Genomic DNA, 17700 nt, shown 5'->3' on the forward strand with positions numbered 1-17700 from the left:
GTGCTTTGCGTGCTTTGGAATTCATAGATTAAAATATTCTGTTATGAAAGTCCGAAGCAATAGTTTCGGACTTTTTTTTATCTCCATTTTACGGGTTGTAAGTTCGAAACATTGAATCCATCAATTTGTGTTACGTATTTACTTTAAAAAAATGTAAGTCAAAATTTTTGACAGTAGGTTAAGCTACTGTACTCTATTATTTTTTGAATATGAGATCTAACTCTGTAGAGGATTTTTCTCATCATTCACAGTATTTATTATTTCAGATAAAATGGGAAAGAAAATTAAAGGGAAAGATCTGGTTAATCTGGGTTTTCCACAAAACAATACAATCAATATCGCTTTGGGACAAATCAGCAGGTACCGTAAAAAGTGTGACAAACAAAAATTGCTGAATGAACTTAGTGATGTCATTGCCAATCAGGACTCTTATAAAGACGACCCTGTATGGGGAAAAATTATTGAAGCAATGACGGATCCGGTAGAACTCGAAATGCACACCTTACAATCACATCGTGTTCCTTTCGAAATATTCGGAGAAAATGAAATTGGCGATCTGGCAAAACATCAGTTTTATGGTTCGTTGAAACTTCCGATAGCGGTACGGGGTGCACTCATGCCTGATGCTCATGGTGGTTACGGACTACCAATAGGTGGAGTACTTGCAACAAAAAACGCAGTAATTCCTTATGGTGTAGGTGTTGACATCGGCTGTAGAATGGCGATGTCAGTGTTCCCCCTCCCTGCCAGTCATTTCAAAGGTCGAACGGATCAAATGAAAAAGATACTCTCCGAACATACTAAATTCGGTATGTACGAAACTCATAGGGTAAAACATGATCACCCCATATTTGAGAGAAGTGAGTTTCGCGAAATTCCGTTGTTGAAGCAGCTTTTCAAAAAAGCTTACCAACAGTTAGGAACATCAGGAGGAGGAAATCATTTCGTTGAATTCGGAGTAGTGACTATGCGGGAAGATCTCTATCTAGATGGTAAGCTTCAGCTTCCTCAGGGAGAATATCTGGCTTTGCTGTCGCATAGTGGTTCCAGAGGGTTGGGAGCCAATATCGCCCAGCATTATACGCATCTGGCAAAAAAGCAATGTCACTTGCCTAAACAGGTACAGCACCTTGCCTGGTTAGATATGGATAAACACGATGGAATGGAGTACTGGATTGCGATGAATCTGGCCGGTGAGTATGCCAAGGCGTGTCATGATAATATCCATTCCAGAATAGCCAAAGAGCTCGGAACTCAAATCACTGTAACCATTGAAAACCATCATAATTTTGCATGGAAAGAAAAAGTTAACGGGGAAGAGTGTATCGTTCACAGAAAAGGTGCTACACCTGCCGGAAAAGGAGTTCTCGGAATTATTCCCGGATCAATGACTGCTCCCGGATATATTGTAAGAGGCCTGGGAAATGAAAATAGTTTGAATTCAGCTTCTCACGGTGCCGGACGTATGTTCTCCAGAAGTCAGTGTAAATCCAAATTCACGAAGAGTGAGATCCAAAAACTACTCCAAACCAATGGAATAGAGTTAATCGGAGGGAATGTAGATGAAGCACCGATGGCGTATAAAGATATTCATACAGTCATGAACAACCAACAGGAATTGGTAGAAGTGATTGGTGAATTTCAACCAAAAATCGTTCGTATGGACAAATAACAAAAACAAAATGGACACACAAATTATAACCCTATCATCAGGAAGAGGCCCGGCAGAGTGCTGCTGGGTCGTTTCCCAGGTTCTGAAGCAAATACTGATCGAAATCAGGAGTATGGGCTATACCTATCACATTATTGACGAACAACAAGGAGACCTACCGGGGACGTATCACTCAGTAAGCCTGTCTGTTGCCGGAAATGAATTGATTCATTTGCAGAAATCATGGGAAGGAACAATCCAGTGGACCGGAACCTCTATGTACCGCAAACATCATAAACGAAAAAACTGGTTTGTAGCCGTACAATTCAGAAAAAATACTGATTTGTTAAGTATTGATTTGAATCAGTTAAAATTTCAAACCATGCGAAGCGGAGGAAAAGGCGGTCAACATGTTAATAAAGTCAGTACCGCCGTTCGTGTTACCCACACTCCTACCGGAATCAGTGTTACCAGTAGCACGCATCGTTCCCAGTTACAAAATAAAAAACTGGCATTGCAAAAGCTGCAATTAAAATTGGAGGAGCAGCAACTGGAAGAAGCGGGGAAACAAGCTAGTAGGAACTGGCAGGAGAAAATTGAAATTGAAAGAGGAAATCCCATCAGAGTGTTTAGTAGCCTACAATTCAAGGATTCGGCAAATAAAAACAATAAACAGTTTGGCTCCCGAAGACAGCTACTAAAACAGGATTTACGAACAAGATTAAACGAAACCAAAGATGAATAAATACCTTTTGGAGGCACTGGATGCTTACCCTTTTGATCTGGCGCAAGCTTTTGAAGCAATGGAATACGCCTTGAGTAGTGATAATCAATGTCCCCATACACTTTGTCTGTACGGAAGAATGTATGCAGAACAGCTACAGGACTACCCCAAAGCTATCAGTTATTTTGAAGAAGCACTTCAAAGTAATCTCTATGCCATTCAGGTCTATCCGTATTATATTAATGCGCTATTAAACTATGAAGAATTTGAAGCTGCAAAAAAATTAATTGACTTTGCCTTAGATGTAAAAGGTGCAGATAAAGGGGGACTTCTTCTTCTCAAAGCTTTGTATTTTGAGTATAAAAAGGAGTACAACGAAGCCCTCAACACACTAAAAGAATCAGAATCATTTAGTTTTAATCAAGACTTCAAAAACTCGTTAAAAGAAGCTAAGACCAGGATTGAAGAGAAAAAATCACCTCAAAAAGAAGTGAACAAAACGAAAAAAAAGAAGGTTACGAAAAAGAAATCATAATTCTTTTTGGTTCTACGCAAAATAATTGCGCACATCCAGTTAACCTTTGTCCTGTTCTTATATTCAACGATTCATAAATCCTCCGTCGGCAATAGGGCTGGCGGAGTAAAAAAGAAAAAAAATGAAAACAGACGGAAATACATTAATCGAATTAGGGTATCAACCAGGAAAATGGTTTGGAGAAGCATTGGATTATATCAACACACATAAACTGGAGGGAGAAAAACTACTTCATTATCTGGATCAGTTTAAATTACCTGAACCGCTGGCTTTGAAAAAACAAGCAACAGCATTCTCTGTTAATATCCGTGCTGAACATGAATCAGAGATCGAAAACGTTTCTCAGGTGATCTCTACTATGAATGAATTAATGAAAACTCCGACACTTGTAGGTGGGACGATTATGCCGGATGCCTGCCCTACCGGAGCAATCGGACAAATCCCAGTAGGAGGCGTTGCTGTCGCAAAAAATGCGATTCATCCGGGAATGCACAGTGCAGACATTTGTTGTTCGGTTATGTTGACAGATTATGGAAAAACAGATCCTAAACACATTCTTGATATAGCACACACCTCCACTCACTTTGGTCCCGGAGGTAGATTAAGAGGAAAACAATTTCCACTTCCTACTGTATTAAAAGAGCAGTTTATGTCAAACCCATTTCTACAATCCGATCGAATGCTATCATTAGCTCAAGAACATATGGGAACACAGGGTGATGGAAACCACTTTCTGTATGTTGGTCGTTTAAAGTCTACCGGAAATACGGTTGTTGTGACGCATCATGGTTCACGTGCTCCCGGAGCGTTGCTCTATAATCAGGGGATGAAAATAGCTGAGAAGTTCAGACAGGACTTGTCTCCTGAAACACTAAAGCAAAATGCGTGGATTCCGTTTGATACCGAAGAAGGTAAAAACTATTGGGAGGCCTTACAGATCATTCGTGAATGGACCAAACAGAATCATACAACCATCCATGAGTTGGTTACCACCGGAGCGGGGGCCTCTGTTACTAATAGATTTTGGAATGAACACAACTTTGTATTCAAAGACGAAGATCTGTTTTATCATGCGAAAGGAGCAACACCGTTGGATACCAAATTTATGAATGACGTTACAGGTCCACGATTAATTCCACTAAATATGTCTGAACCTGTATTGATTGTTGATGGAGAAACAACGGGGAATAATCTCGGTTTTGCGCCACATGGAGCAGGGAGAAACATCAGTAGGACACAGCACCGGAAAAACAAAGCTCATAAAACAAACGAAGAAGTATTTTATGAGGAAACAGAAGGTTTAGATGTTCGTTTTTTCTCCAATGAGATTGACGTTACCGAACTTCCGAGTGCATATAAAAATGCCGAAAACGTTAGAAACCAAATGAAGGAGTTTGGTCTTGGAAATGTGATTGATGAAGTAGAACCGTATGGGTGTATTATGGCAGGTGACTGGCAAAAAAATGCTCCTTGGAAAAAACGAAAGAAGTGAACACTTCACACGACAATAAAACAATCGTTCTTTAAAATATTGTGTCACAACACAAAAGAAGTTGAATAGGTTACCGTATAAGTCCCCGATTCTGGTTTCTGAATAACCAAATAGTCTGATTCAGCATTGCTGCTTCAGGTGCTACTTACACTTTAACCATCAACACCTATAGCTATATGTTGAAGGTTCGAGTCCTTCCTGACCAAAAGGTTAGTATCTCAATTGGTAGAGAAATAGCTTGAATTGTGTGGGTTCGAGCCCCACTCTGCAAAAGCGGATAGCTCAATTGGTAGAGCGCTGAATAGTGGATTCAGTTTTCAAAAGAAGTTGATTACTTCTAAAAATAATCACACGGGATGTTGTGACTTTTCAGTTTGTTCCTTTTTAGGACATGCAATCTGAAAATCGCCGGTTAAACAGGATATCGCCTTAATAAAATTTCACCAATCTAATTTCATTTTTATTTGAGATAAGTAGCGTAAAATTGAATCAAGGCTTAATGTACGATCCGCAATTGACAGGTGAAAAGTTCACAACATCTCTTGTTTGATAAACAATAAAAAAAGATAACATGAAAAGGGTAAAAATAAGCTCACTAAAAATTGGATTGATCTATAAAAATGAAAATTTTAACCGGGTAACACTGGAAGGAAATCATTGGCTAGGTTTCAATGAGACAATTAGATCTTATGATCGATTAAAAATTTATGAAACTCTTCCTGATATGGAGCTGGTATCTAAGAACAAGGTATTCTCGGAAAATACTTGTGAAATTAATGTAAGAGAGAATGAAATAGCCTTGATCTTTGTTCGAAATCATTTTAATCAGGTATTAACTACTGGGAGTTACTTTTACTTCAAGGGAAATACAGATATACAAGTACAGATTCATGATTTAAATTCTACAGAAGAAATTACTTCAATTGATACAGCCATATTGAGAAAACAATCCGTTATACATCATGTAGCAATTTACAAAGTAGAAAGCTATGAGAAAGGATTGTTATTTCAGAATGGAAAGTATATAAAAGAACTTTCCGGAGGAAGTTTCGCTTACTGGTTAGGTTCAAAATCACTTGAATTATTAAAAATTGATTTGCGAAATACACAAATGGATATTTCAGGACAGGAGCTATTAACAAAAGATAAAGCAGCTGTACGCATAAATTTCCAATTAGAATATCGCGTAACTGACTGTTTTAAAGCTCTACTCGAAAACAAAGATTATTTGAAACAACTCTACTCCAAAGGTCAGCTTGCCTTGCGCGAGTTTATAGGAACATTAACGCTAGATGAACTATTGGAATCAAAAGAAAAAGTTGCCACATCTGTTCTGGGGGCATTACAGCCAAGTACTGATGCACTTGGCGTTTCCATTACAGATGCCGGAATCAGAGACATCATACTTCCTGGTGAGGTACGAGAAATTATGAATCAGGTTTTGATTGCAGAAAAAAGAGCTCAGGTTAATGTTATAGCCCGAAGAGAAGAAACTGCTTCCACCAGAACAATGTTAAACACAGCCAAACTAATGGAAGAAAACGAAGTACTGATGAAACTAAAAGAAATGGAATACATTGAAAAAATAGCAGATAAAATTGGTGAGATCAAACTTTCGAGTGGAAGTGCAGTAATTGATCAACTTGCAAAAATTCTCACCAAATAAGTACAATCAGTTTCCCTACAATCACCCTCATATCCCAAGACCTTGCAGACTTCTTTACTGCGAGGTCTTTTCATTGATACACTTTTAGTAATTTAGCTCACTTTAGTATATAAAAACATTTGACAGAAGTATTCTTAAAAAATAACTATTAGAATAGATGCTTTTTAACTCTATAGATTTCGCTATTTTCTTACCCGTAGTTTTTGCACTTTACTGGTTAATTTCTGATGCTAATCTCAGACTACAAAACTTGTTAATTGTTGCTTCCAGTTACTTATTCTATGGTTGGTGGGACTGGCGGTTTCTCTCATTAATAATTTTCAGTACACTGATTGACTTCCTTATTGGAATTCAACTTAGGAAACAAAACAATATCTTGAAAAGGAAAATTCTATTATGGACAAGTATTTTGGTCAATCTGGGATTTTTAGGATTCTTTAAGTATTATAACTTCTTTTTAGAAAATTTCATTGCTTCTTTTTCATTTTTTGGGGTAAAAATAAGCGCTGAACCGCTTCACATAATACTTCCTGTTGGAATAAGCTTTTACACCTTTCAAACTCTTAGTTATACAATTGATGTGTATCGAAAAAAGCTTGAACCAACAAATGACTTAATCGCTTTTTCTGCTTTTGTGAGCTTTTTCCCTCAACTTGTTGCCGGTCCAATAGAACGAGCCACACACTTATTACCTCAGTTCTATACACGCCGCATTTTCGATTATTCCAAAGCAACAGATGGTTTACGCCAAATTCTCTGGGGACTTTTTAAAAAAGTTGTAATAGCTGACAGTTGTGCAGAAATCGCAGACTATATTTTTACAAATTATGCAGACCTGAATAGTAGTACTTTAATTTTAGGTGCCTTGTTTTTCACCTTCCAAATCTATGGAGATTTTTCAGGGTATTCAGATATAGCAATTGGAACTGCTAGGCTTTTCGGGTTTGACCTCATGAAAAACTTTTCTTTCCCTTATTTCTCTAGAGACATAGCCGAATTTTGGAGAAGATGGCATATTTCATTATCCACATGGTTCAGAGATTATTTATACATCCCGTTAGGAGGAAGTAAAGGTGGAAAACTGATTCAAATTCGAAATACATTCATCATATTCATTGTAAGTGGGTTTTGGCATGGAGCCAACTGGACTTTCATTGTTTGGGGGGCTTTAAATGCTGTTTATTTTTTACCACTCCTGTTAACAAATACAAACAGAAGAAATTTAGAGACTGTAGCACAGGGAAAATATTTCCCTTCTATAAAAGAACTATCTTCAATGTCTATAACATTTGTATTAACCGTTTTTTCATGGATATTTTTCAGGGCAGAAAATATAGATCATGCTCTTAATTACATTACCGGAATCTTCTCTACATCTGTTATGGAATATCCAAACCTTGAAAATTATGATTACCAGATCACCCTATTACTTCTCATTTTATTCTTGGTTACTGAATGGACTGGAAGAAACGGACAATATGCTTTGGAAAAATTAGGATTCAAGTGGCATAGATCCATAAGATATACAATGTATTACCTTCTTATTTTTTGTATTTTCTGGTTTAGCGGTAAAGAACAACAATTCATTTATTTTCAATTCTAACACAAGTGATGCGACGATTTTTAAAGAAAACCCTATTTTTCCTTTTGTTACCAGTTCTTATACTAACAGTAGCATATAGTCTCTTTGCATACTATGTTAACAACACATCTACTGCTTACTATCTGGAACCAAATGTTTCAACTATTTACATAGGTGACTCGCATATTCAAAAAGCAATCAATGATAATATCATACCCAATAGTATTAATTTGGGACAACCTTCAGAATCTTTATACTTTTCGTATTTCAAACTCAGAATGTTTCTACAACATAATCCCTCTATAAAACAAGTCTATCTGGGTGTTGGTTACCATAACATATCGGAGTATTATGATCAATTTATATATGGTGATTTATCTGCATCTGTAACCCCTAAGTATTTTCATCTTTTACCTGCTAGTAAACAGGCTAAATTATTATTTTTAAGCGGTAAGAACATTACTCCTTTCATGAAAAGCATTATTAATGAGGGTGTGAAAATCATTTATCCCGACACAAATGGTCTCAACTTTAAAGGGAAATATCAAAATCTTTACGTAAAAAAAACTAAAGCTGTTGACTCCTCAATGAACAAACGTATACAGCACCAATATTACGATAATAATAGACTATACCCATTCTCTGAGCTCAACCTTTATTATCTGGATCAAATAAAAAAGCTTTGCGAATCCAAAAATGTAAAGCTAACAGCTCTAAATACTCCATTACACGACTACTATAAAAATAAAATCCCCAAAGTGTATCAAGAGAAATTACTTGAAATACTTTCTAAAAGTAAAATTGATTATTTAGATCTTTCTGAACTTAAGCTGAATGAAAATTGTTACATACCAGATGGTGATCATGTTTCTGAATTAGGAGCTAAGATAGTATCGATCTACCTTAAGAGTATGTCTGACTAACTCACTTTCATTTCACAGATGAAGTAGACCTGCTTCAAAAACCCCACTATTTCTTTACAATAATGAGTTTCTCAGAAAACGAATACTGTTTCCCCGCTCCTTTTAATAAATAACTTCCCGGACTTAGTTTACTGACACGAACAGATTGTATATCATCACCTGTTTGACGGACTACTTCACGGCCTGATTGATCTGTTATTACAATAGTGTGAATAGGATTTCCTTCCGCTTTCAGATAAATTGCCTCTAAAGAAGTTGGATTCGGCCAAACTGTCACATTGCTTTCCTTAAATTCGGGAATTGAAGCTTGCTCTGCCCGTTGGTACTGGTTGAAAAAACGCCATATCTCAATCTCCGCTTTAAAATCAAGACAAACATTTCCCGTTGAACCCGGCACAACTGTGCCCGGCCATGTATGTCCTCCTCCTATTACTTTAAATAACTCAACTGTATGCCCATTTATACCTCCCGAATACACAACTCGTTGGGCTGTTGCATTATCATTTGTATTATTATCCGGAACGGAAGTAACCTCGGGAGTTAAATTGCAACCGTTTTGATTTGCCCAAAAGAGAACAACCTCTTCAATCCCTTTCATTGTTGAATTTCCTCCATAGGGATTAACTCCGTCCTCCGTTCCGTGAATATGAATAACAGGCATCGGGTATTGAGGCATACAATCATTGTACATTGTAACAGACATAGAACCTGTTACAGCGCCAATTGCTGCAAACCGATTGCTTTGACAGGCCAGATAATAGCTCATAAAACTCCCGTTTGACATTCCTACACAATACACTCTTTCCTGATTAATTGTATACTGAGCTGCTATAACGTCAATCAGGCTCTCCAGAAAACCTACATCATCAACGGTTGATCCCAGTACATTACCATAATTCCAAAAACGTTGACCAAATAAGGTAGAACCGTCTGGATGTACTACAATAAACCCCGCTGTATCTGCAATCGGTCTAAAATCACGGTATTGAGCCTGATAGGCTCCGTCAGTCCCCAAACCATGTAAGTTAATTACCAGCGGAGCAGGAGTTCCTGGAGTATAGGATGCTGGAACATAAAAAGAATAACTTCGCTCAATTCCTCCAAAACTAAGTGTTCCGTTCACCGTGTTCTGTGTCAGAGTATGCTTTAGCCCTCCTATCGAAAAAATTAAAAATAACACATACCGTAGTAGCATATTTCGTTTTTACTGCAAGATACACTATAGGATACGAGTAAAACAATAGAGTCCAATATATTAACAAAAAAATGAGAGATTGTAAATTAATACAACCTCTCATTTCATTGTAGCAGTTTAAACGAAAAACTTACATTTTTACAACTCTAGTAGTATATACATTACCTTTTACTTTCACTGAAACAAAATAGATTCCGGGTTCCTCTGGCAGTTCAACCGTATACGAACTAACTGAATCCAAACTCTTTTCTTTCACCTTTTTACCCAAAGCATCCATTACTATCACTTTAATAAATTCAGATTCCGATGAAATCGTAATCTGTCCGTTTGTTGGATTCGGATAAACACGTATTGTATTGAATACATTATCCTTTATTCCTACAGATGTAACCTGAATACAGTCAGAAATTACCATACACGTTCCATTATCAATCTCAACCGCATAACTTCCATTATCTGTAGCTACAAAAGTCTGATTTGTTTCTCCGTTGATAGGTGTATTACCATTGTTACAGTCCAACCATTGATAGGAGTATCCCGAAGCATTTGCGGTCAATGTTAGTGCGTCTTCCTGTGTTATGGTATTATCAATAGATGCTATTACAATATCTTGTGTTTGCACGGAAGTATTACCGTTTCCGTCATCATAGGTCCAGGTGATAGTGGTTGATGTAGTAATGGGGAGTGTAGCGTTATGTGTCCCGGTGATTGCTCCAGTACAATTATCAGTCGCTGTCGGTGCTGTTAAACTTGTTACTTCACATTCTGCTGTAATATCGGATAGTGCTGCAACATCTGCCACCGGAGAAGTTACATCGTCAATAATGACTTCCTGCGTTTGGGTAGTTGTATTACCATTCCCGTCATCATACGTCCAGGTGATAGTGGTTGTTGTGGTAATGGGGAGTGTAGCGTTATTTGTCCCGGTGATTGCTCCAGTACAATTATCAGTCGCTGTCGGTGCTGTTAAACTGGTTACTTCACATTCTGCTATAATATCGGATAGTGCTGCAACATCTGCCACCGGAGAAGTTACATCGTCAATAATGACTTCCTGTGTTTGAGTAGAAGTATTTCCATTCCCGTCATCATACGTCCAGGTGATGGTTGTTGTTGTGGCAATGGGAAATGTTGCATCATGTGTCCCGGTGATTGCACCTGTACAATTATCAGTCGCTGTTGGTGCTGTTAAACTTGTTACTTCACATTCTGCTGTAATATCGGATAGTGCTGCAACATCTGCCACCGGAGAAGTTACATCGTCAATAATGACTTCCTGCGTTTGGGTAGTTGTATTACCATTCCCGTCATCATACGTCCAGGTGATAGTGGTTGTTGTGGTAATGGGGAGTGTAGCGTTATTTGTCCCGGTGATTGCTCCAGTACAATTATCAGTCGCTGTCGGTGCTGTTAAACTGGTTACTTCACATTCTGCTATAATATCGGATAGTGTAGCAACATCGGCTACCGGAGAAGTTACATCGTCAATAATGACTTCCTGTGTTTGGGTAGAAGTATTTCCATTGCCGTCATCATACGTCCAGGTGATAGTGGTTGTTGTGGTAATCGGGAGTGTTGCATCATGTGTCCCGGTGATTACTTCTCCACAGTTTGTAGAAGCAGTCGGAGCTACCAAAGTACTAACACTACATTCATCACTGATTGCTGTTAGCGATGTAACATCAGGTGTTATTGTAGTTGTTATACAGGCTTGAGAGAGCATTAACTGATAATAGTCAAATCCTCCATTTGAAGTCATAGTATGCTCACCTGTCCCGGGATCAAAATCACGTATTCCCCTAAAAGATCCTACTACTAAAACGTTGTTATTTGCATCAACAGCGATACTTTCTCCATTTGCGGGCACCAGTCCTCCGGAATTAAACGCCCAAACAAAATCACCAGTTACATCCAGCTTTACTACAAAGTAATCCTCATCGGGTACGTCTAAAATATACTCACCTGCTCCCGGATCGAAATCACATGCTTCGTCAAAATCACCTGTTATATAAACATTATCATCAGCATCTATTGCAATTCCGGCACCTGATCCATGACCGCCAACCCCGCCAAAATTCTTTGCCCATAAGTAGTTCCCGCTGGCATCTAACTGAAGTACAAAACAATCATACGGAGATCCAATAGAAGTTAACTCTGAAACCCCGGCATTAGGATCAAAATCCACAGTTCCTCTGAATTCTCCCGTTACTACAATATCTCCTGCGGAATTTATATTAATATCACGCGAAGTATCACTATTAACCCCACCAATCGTTTTACTCCATATATAGTCTCCTGATGTATTCAATTTAAGAATAAATACATCTTTAAATCCATTCGAAGTATAAGAAACCGTTCCTACACCAGGATCAAGATCTACCGTACTTTGCACCGCTCCTGTTACGATTGGATTTCCAAGTTCGTCCAAAATCAAACTAACTCCTGTGTCATATCCCGCACCTCCTAACTGCTTTACCCAAAGGAAATCCCCATTGTTATCTAATTTTTGAATAAATACATCACTGTTTCCTTCGGATGACAAAGATGCAACTCCTGCACCAGGATCAAAGTCAACGGTCCCCCAAAAAGAGCCAACAGTATAGACAGATCCATCTGCGGCAACCTGAATTGATCGTGGTTGATCTCTATCCGATCCTCCAAACGTTTTCACCCAATCGAAAGCTCCTGACGCAGTTAATTTCAATATAAAGCTATCTGAATCACCTTGAGAAGTAGCTGATTCTACACCGCTGTTAGGGTCAAGGTCAGTAGTTCCTTCAAATTCTCCCGTAAGATAAATGTTTCCAGAAGCATCTGTTGTCATTTCAAAAAAACGAACTCCCAAATTACTTGTTAATGTCTTCATCATAAGCAGATTTCCAGCCGGATCCTTTTTATACATTCTTGCCGAAGGAATTGATGTAGCATTATACCTTGCAACTAGCATATAATTATTCCCTGCATTATCTATATGGACATCATATCCACCATCACTAGATGCCGTCCCATCGGAATAACTCCATTCATAGGTAGGTTGAGCAAAAGAAAAAGTGGTTAACAAGACAAAAGCTGCAAAAACCTGTAATCGTATTCGTTTATTCATTTTTCTGTTTTTATTCATTTTGGTTTTCAAATATATCGAAGTATAAACTCTATAAAAGTAGATTTATGTAGTTGGCAGTCTATTTACAAAAGTTGGTGGAATCTAATTATCAATCGGTAATTAACTAAATCGGGCTATGAAATCCTGTTTTCGGCTACGGCTTACTTTTAACTCTGATCCATTCACCATTTCCACATATCCATCATCAGCTTTTTTAAACCCTGTCACATGGCGCAGGTTGATAACCGTACTTTGGTGAATTCTAAAAAAACCCTGTTCAGAAAGCAAACGTTCATATTCACCCAGATTTTTACTTGTGGTTACTTTGGTTCCATCTTTCATTATAATATGGGTATAGTTTCTGTCTCCTTCCAGATGTATGATTGATTTAATTTCCAACACCCTGAAACCATCCACATTATTCACAACCAGTTTTTGAATTTCTCCATCAGCACCATAATTTTCAACAAGAATCCGTACCCGTTTATCCCGTTCCATCTTTTGTTGTCGTGTTTTTTCAGCCAGTTTTTCAACACTTTGGATAAGATCAACCGATTTAATGGGTTTCAACAAATAATCAAATGCACTGAATCGAAATGCCTTGATAGCAAATTCATTATAGGCTGTAATAAAAATAACCTCGAAATCTATCTGATCAAATTTTTCGAGCAGATCAAAACCTGTTCCCGTTTTCATCTGTACATCAAGGAAAACCAGATCCGGTTTTTTTTCCCTAATAATGGAATACCCAGTCTCGACATCATCCCCCTCACCAACAATAACCAGTGCTTCACTTAGTTTTTTTTGTACCAGATTTTTCAATAAAAACCGGGCATCTTTTTCATCATCTATAATTACAACTCGTATCATTATCTGATAATTGGTATGGTTAAACAAATAGTAGTCCCCCCCTCTTCTTTACTTTCAATCACTACTGCCTTTTCACCGCCTAGTCGTTGGGCGGTAATAGCCATTCCTTTAGAAGTATTTTTCTTATTCTCTTTTTGTTGAATACTGGTCGAATACCCTATTCCATTATCTGTTATTCTACAAGTAAAGATAGATGAATCGGGTTGTTCTATTTCAATCCGGATATTCCCCTTTTTCTTCTTATTAGGAAGAATTCCATGCCATATTGCATTCTCAACATAGGGTTGAATGATTAAAGGTGGAATTAGCTTTTTAGGATTAACATCAGGAGACAAGTGGATCGTAAATACAAACTGATTATCCGTCCGCATTTGTTCCAATTGAAGATACAATTCTGTAATCTGGATTTCCTCTTCGAGAGAAATTGCATTCTTCCCACTATTATTAAGTATTCCACGTAAGAGATGGGAGAAATCTGCCATGTAATCATTTGCCAGATCTTCTTTTCCTTCAATATATAGCCGTTGAATACTATTCAGGCTGTTAAAGATAAAGTGCGGATTCATCTGAGCACGTAATACTTTTTGCTCCAATTCCTGTTGTTTGACCTTAATTTTCAACTTGGATTGTCTGTTATAAAAATATACAAATAACAAAGTTGCGATCAATAAAAGAGAGGAAACGACAAACAAGGTAAACCGGAGTGCCGCATGTTTTTCCAGATTATCATTCTCATTCGTTAATTGCTCGATTTCAGCTTTTCGTTCGGAAGCCTGAAACTGCTCATGCAATCGATAAATTTCATTTACTGTATTCTGGTCGACAATACTATCACTATAAGCTGTAAAATATTCCAAAGCAATCAGGGCATTTGAAAGATCTCCTTTAGCTTTATAAACTTTATTCAGTAAAGAATATGTCTTTTTGATATCTTCTTTTGAATCACTTTTTTTGGCTAATACCAAGCTTTCTTTCAGTGTTTCTATAGCCTTGTCGTATTTTTCCATATTACGATACACTATTGCTATATTGTTCAAGATCCCTGCGGTTTCTTTATCTCCGTTTTCAAACTGCCGCACATAACTTAAAGCTTTCTGATACCCTTTTAGAGCTTTCTGATATTCTTCCTTTCTAAAGTGTAACGCTGCAAGGCCATTACTACAAGAAGCCAATGTCTTTATGTTATTAGTCCGAAGCGCATACTTATATCCCAATTCGAATTGCTGTTGTGCCTTATCCAACTTTCCTTCCGAGTAGGAGATTGCAGCTAATGTCTGGTAACTATGTGAAAGTGCATCTATCTTATATTCCTGTTGTTCGTAGATAGCAATTGCTTTCTCCAGATACTCTTTTCCATTCTCAAAATCACCTTGACGCATCGCAATGACTCCCAGGTTATTATAGTTCACTCCCATGAGTCGCGTGAACCCGTTTTCTTTGGCCAGTTTTATTGATTCTAGAGAATATCGGGAAGAATTAAGATAATCCGCCTGTTGTAAATAATACAAGGAATAGTTTCTGTAAGCTAAAGCTAACTGGTATAAATTATTGTATTTCTCAGCCTGTTTTCTATGTGCTTCTAAAGTTAGTAAAGCCTGATCCAAATCTGTATCAATCTGTTGTTTAGCCAAAGAATCCAAAACAGAAAAGATGGAGTCATTCACATGCTGTTTCTGCGCCGTAACTGTATTTATAGTAATTGGTAAGATGAATACAAGCAGTAAAAAAAAGATGGTTTTTATTAAATGTAACAAGTCGTTTCTTTTTGGCGCACCAAATATACTTATTCTCATTTTTTTAATCCCTTCCAATGTACATCCAGCCAGAATAATCTGATTATCGGCAGTGTTCATTGACTAAATGGTAAAAATACAGCTTACGTAATTTATCTCCTTCTCCCTCTTGGATTATACTTCTCTATAGTTACCCCCAATCGTTTACTAAGTTCTTTAGCCTGATTTTCTATCATTTCATGATTTTCAGAAGAATTGATATAAAAACGATACGTTTGAGTAGCATTCATCAGATACAACTCACTAAACCCACCTTTTGTTTTCAACGAAGAAGTCGCTAATGTACCTGTTGTTGTTTTTACACCCCTTTTGATCATTATCACCAGATGCATCCCCTCTTTTATAGGTTTCCAATCCCCCTTCCTTGTATTTAGAAAAGATGTGTATTTTCTGAACTTCTTATTCTTCACATCCAACTCTACTCCTGTCGTTCTTGTCAACAAAAGAATGACCAACAAAAAGCCAAACAATCCCCAAAGGCTGTAAACTGATAAGAAAAAGATAAAAAGAGCTACTACACTGCTGGCTATAATCTGTAATTTATAAATTTCTCTGTTCCGGATGGTAATATACTGCATGTTTGTTGTGTTCGGTATTTACTTAACAAGTGTAAAGTTACGAATTAGTTCAACCAACTCTTTCTTAACTTCAACTGTTCCGGAGTAGGATGATCCATCTCTACGATTTTTCCTTTGTTTAGTGTATACCCTACTTTATTCAAAACATCTTCAAGAGGTAACGGTTCTGTACCTTCAATGTACTTATTGATAAACTCCCTTACCCCATCAAACCCGGTTACACTTATAATTTCCTCAAAAAAGGTATCATCTTCAAAAGGCTGGTCTTTTCCGTATTTTCGCATTAATTGCATCACCATATCCTTCACTCCGTACTTTCCTTTCGACCACTCTCTCAGGTACACGTCGAGACACAGGTTCAACAAAGCTCCTTTTAGATAAACATTGTAGTATTGATCCTGATTTTCCATAGGGTTACGACTTAAACTCGTAATAGATAGTTCCGGATCAAACTCTTTCATGGCATCCGCTTTTACGGCTACTTCATCCAGAAATTCCTGAACACTTCCAAGACCTGTCCAAACCGGCATGTGTATAGTAAAGTACTCTGTCATTCCTTCGTATAACCATATATGCTTTGAAAATTCCGGTTCATTATAATCGTAATTCTCTATTTCATGGGAATGTAACCCTAACGGCATCAGTGTATGGAAAAACTCATGGCTTGCTATCCCGTATACATTTTGACGAATTACCTCCATATCCAACGGCATAAACAGTAGAATCAATGTCGAATTAGAATGTTCTAATCCGTCTCCCAATATAGAAGTCGATCCTGGTCTAAAGTTGTGATAAATAATAAATGTGTACTTATCAACTGGCAATTGGTTATCCAGATATTTTGCCTGCCCCTGTAGCAGGGGACGTATATATTCTGCAATGGCTCCTGAAATAGATCCCCCCGAAGTTGAATAACAAGCCACTTCTACAGAAATACCGGGAAGTTCGATACTGGTTGTATCCGGTTTTGCATATAAAATCGGGTTATCTACCAACTGATGATAGTCCTCTGCAAAAAACACATCTTCCTTTTCTGCCATCGTTTTAGTCAGACTGGTAGCCGGATAAATCCCTTTTTTCTTCCTTACTTTCACCTCTACCGCATGGTCTGTATACCCTCTGAAATACCCGAACAAGCTGTGTGGCGTGATAACATATACACTATCTCCAAAAGAACTGGCTGCTGAACGATAAAACCCTCTTTCCATGGTATCATCAAACTTCTCCCAGGCATCGTCCACCAGATAGGACAAAGAAGCTATCTGATTTGCTTTGGTTATTTCCCAGCAATTCTCACCCGTTTTCTGAACCTCCATCAATTGCCCGGCTTTATCATACACCTGAAATGAGCTAATATACTGACCAAAATTCATGGCTCCATAAATCCCGGGAATAATCTTAGGAAAACAATACGTTAGCGTCTCTTCTGATAGTCCACCAATTGTCAATTTGACCTGTAACTTATCATCTTCTACTTCCTCTATATTAGTTTCATACTGATAAATCACGTCATTACCCTGAGAATAAGACGGTAAGCCTGAAGAACAAATAATGATTACTAGTGTACTAAAAATCCGGTTCATGTTTT

At 37.7% G+C, this 17700-nt stretch carries 13 protein-coding genes; 7 read left to right on the forward strand and 6 right to left on the reverse strand.

The features are described from left to right. Nucleotides 1–271 precede the first annotated feature (271 nt). From ABDZ97_RS00070 to ABDZ97_RS00100, 7 genes are all read left to right on the forward strand, one after another. Nucleotides 272–1672: an RtcB family protein gene (locus ABDZ97_RS00070; protein ID WP_343783800.1), complete on the forward strand. Its 1401-nt coding sequence runs from the start codon at nt 272–274 to the stop codon at nt 1670–1672. Nucleotides 1673–1682: 10 nt separating this feature from the next. Next, nucleotides 1683–2396 (forward strand): peptide chain release factor H, encoded by a 714-nt coding sequence (prfH, locus tag ABDZ97_RS00075; protein ID WP_343783803.1) that lies wholly within the window; start codon nt 1683–1685, stop codon nt 2394–2396. Further along, entirely contained in the window at nt 2389–2910 is a 522-nt protein-coding gene (locus tag ABDZ97_RS00080) for a tetratricopeptide repeat protein (protein ID WP_343783805.1), read from the forward strand. The genes prfH and ABDZ97_RS00080 overlap by 8 nt, the downstream gene beginning before the upstream one ends. Nucleotides 2911–3031: 121 nt before the next feature. Further along, nucleotides 3032–4402, forward strand: a complete 1371-nt coding sequence (locus ABDZ97_RS00085; protein ID WP_343783807.1) for an RtcB family protein — start codon at nt 3032–3034, stop codon at nt 4400–4402. A gap of 571 nt (nt 4403–4973) precedes the next feature. Then, nucleotides 4974–6068 carry a slipin family protein gene (locus tag ABDZ97_RS00090; RefSeq protein WP_343783809.1) on the forward strand — a complete coding sequence of 365 codons (1095 nt, stop codon included), beginning with the start codon at nt 4974–4976 and terminating at the stop codon, nt 6066–6068. 157 nt (nt 6069–6225) lie between these two features. Beyond that, nucleotides 6226–7671, forward strand: a complete 1446-nt coding sequence (locus ABDZ97_RS00095; RefSeq protein WP_343783811.1) for an MBOAT family O-acyltransferase — start codon at nt 6226–6228, stop codon at nt 7669–7671. 8 nt (nt 7672–7679) lie between these two features. After that, nucleotides 7680–8573 (forward strand): hypothetical protein, encoded by an 894-nt coding sequence (locus tag ABDZ97_RS00100; protein WP_343783813.1) that lies wholly within the window; start codon nt 7680–7682, stop codon nt 8571–8573. Between the two features lie 46 nt (nt 8574–8619). On the opposite strand, the gene ABDZ97_RS00105 is transcribed toward ABDZ97_RS00100, so the two are convergent. The 6 genes from ABDZ97_RS00105 to ABDZ97_RS00130 all read right to left on the reverse strand — a co-directional run bounded on the left by ABDZ97_RS00105 (nt 8620) and on the right by ABDZ97_RS00130 (nt 17695). Continuing rightward, nucleotides 8620–9768, reverse strand: coding sequence for a PHB depolymerase family esterase (locus ABDZ97_RS00105; protein WP_343783815.1), 1149 nt, complete (start codon nt 9766–9768; stop codon nt 8620–8622). A 130-nt stretch (nt 9769–9898) separates the two neighbouring features. Beyond that, entirely contained in the window at nt 9899–12871 is a 2973-nt protein-coding gene (locus ABDZ97_RS00110) for a T9SS type A sorting domain-containing protein (RefSeq protein ID WP_343783817.1), read from the reverse strand. A 120-nt stretch (nt 12872–12991) separates the two neighbouring features. Beyond that, on the reverse strand, nt 12992–13741 hold the full coding sequence (locus ABDZ97_RS00115) for a LytR/AlgR family response regulator transcription factor (protein WP_343783819.1): 750 nt from the start codon (nt 13739–13741) through the stop codon (nt 12992–12994). Then, nucleotides 13741–15594 carry a tetratricopeptide repeat-containing sensor histidine kinase gene (locus tag ABDZ97_RS00120; RefSeq protein WP_343783821.1) on the reverse strand — a complete coding sequence of 618 codons (1854 nt, stop codon included), beginning with the start codon at nt 15592–15594 and terminating at the stop codon, nt 13741–13743. The genes ABDZ97_RS00115 and ABDZ97_RS00120 overlap by 1 nt, the downstream gene beginning before the upstream one ends. Before the next feature lie 32 nt (nt 15595–15626). Next, nucleotides 15627–16112 carry a hypothetical protein gene (locus ABDZ97_RS00125; RefSeq protein ID WP_343783823.1) on the reverse strand — a complete coding sequence of 162 codons (486 nt, stop codon included), beginning with the start codon at nt 16110–16112 and terminating at the stop codon, nt 15627–15629. A gap of 44 nt (nt 16113–16156) precedes the next feature. After that, on the reverse strand, nt 16157–17695 hold the full coding sequence (locus ABDZ97_RS00130; RefSeq protein ID WP_343783825.1) for a M61 family metallopeptidase: 1539 nt from the start codon (nt 17693–17695) through the stop codon (nt 16157–16159). Nucleotides 17696–17700: the final 5 nt, after the last annotated feature.

This window comes from Wandonia haliotis (assembly GCF_039523435.1).
Classification (GTDB): domain Bacteria; phylum Bacteroidota; class Bacteroidia; order Flavobacteriales_D; family Crocinitomicaceae; genus Wandonia; species Wandonia haliotis.

Coding starts and splice junctions, on each gene's coding strand:
- ABDZ97_RS00070 (WP_343783800.1), top strand. CDS start 272: ATGGGAAAGAAAATTAAAGGGAAAGATCTGGTTAATCTGGGTTTTCCA.
- prfH (WP_343783803.1), top strand. CDS start 1,683: ATGGACACACAAATTATAACCCTATCATCAGGAAGAGGCCCGGCAGAG.
- ABDZ97_RS00080 (WP_343783805.1), top strand. CDS start 2,389: ATGAATAAATACCTTTTGGAGGCACTGGATGCTTACCCTTTTGATCTG.
- ABDZ97_RS00085 (WP_343783807.1), top strand. CDS start 3,032: ATGAAAACAGACGGAAATACATTAATCGAATTAGGGTATCAACCAGGA.
- ABDZ97_RS00090 (WP_343783809.1), top strand. CDS start 4,974: ATGAAAAGGGTAAAAATAAGCTCACTAAAAATTGGATTGATCTATAAA.
- ABDZ97_RS00095 (WP_343783811.1), top strand. CDS start 6,226: ATGCTTTTTAACTCTATAGATTTCGCTATTTTCTTACCCGTAGTTTTT.
- ABDZ97_RS00100 (WP_343783813.1), top strand. CDS start 7,680: ATGCGACGATTTTTAAAGAAAACCCTATTTTTCCTTTTGTTACCAGTT.
- ABDZ97_RS00105 (WP_343783815.1), bottom strand. CDS start 9,768: ATGCTACTACGGTATGTGTTATTTTTAATTTTTTCGATAGGAGGGCTA.
- ABDZ97_RS00110 (WP_343783817.1), bottom strand. CDS start 12,871: ATGAATAAACGAATACGATTACAGGTTTTTGCAGCTTTTGTCTTGTTA.
- ABDZ97_RS00115 (WP_343783819.1), bottom strand. CDS start 13,741: ATGATACGAGTTGTAATTATAGATGATGAAAAAGATGCCCGGTTTTTA.
- ABDZ97_RS00120 (WP_343783821.1), bottom strand. CDS start 15,594: ATGAACACTGCCGATAATCAGATTATTCTGGCTGGATGTACATTGGAA.
- ABDZ97_RS00125 (WP_343783823.1), bottom strand. CDS start 16,112: ATGCAGTATATTACCATCCGGAACAGAGAAATTTATAAATTACAGATT.
- ABDZ97_RS00130 (WP_343783825.1), bottom strand. CDS start 17,695: ATGAACCGGATTTTTAGTACACTAGTAATCATTATTTGTTCTTCAGGC.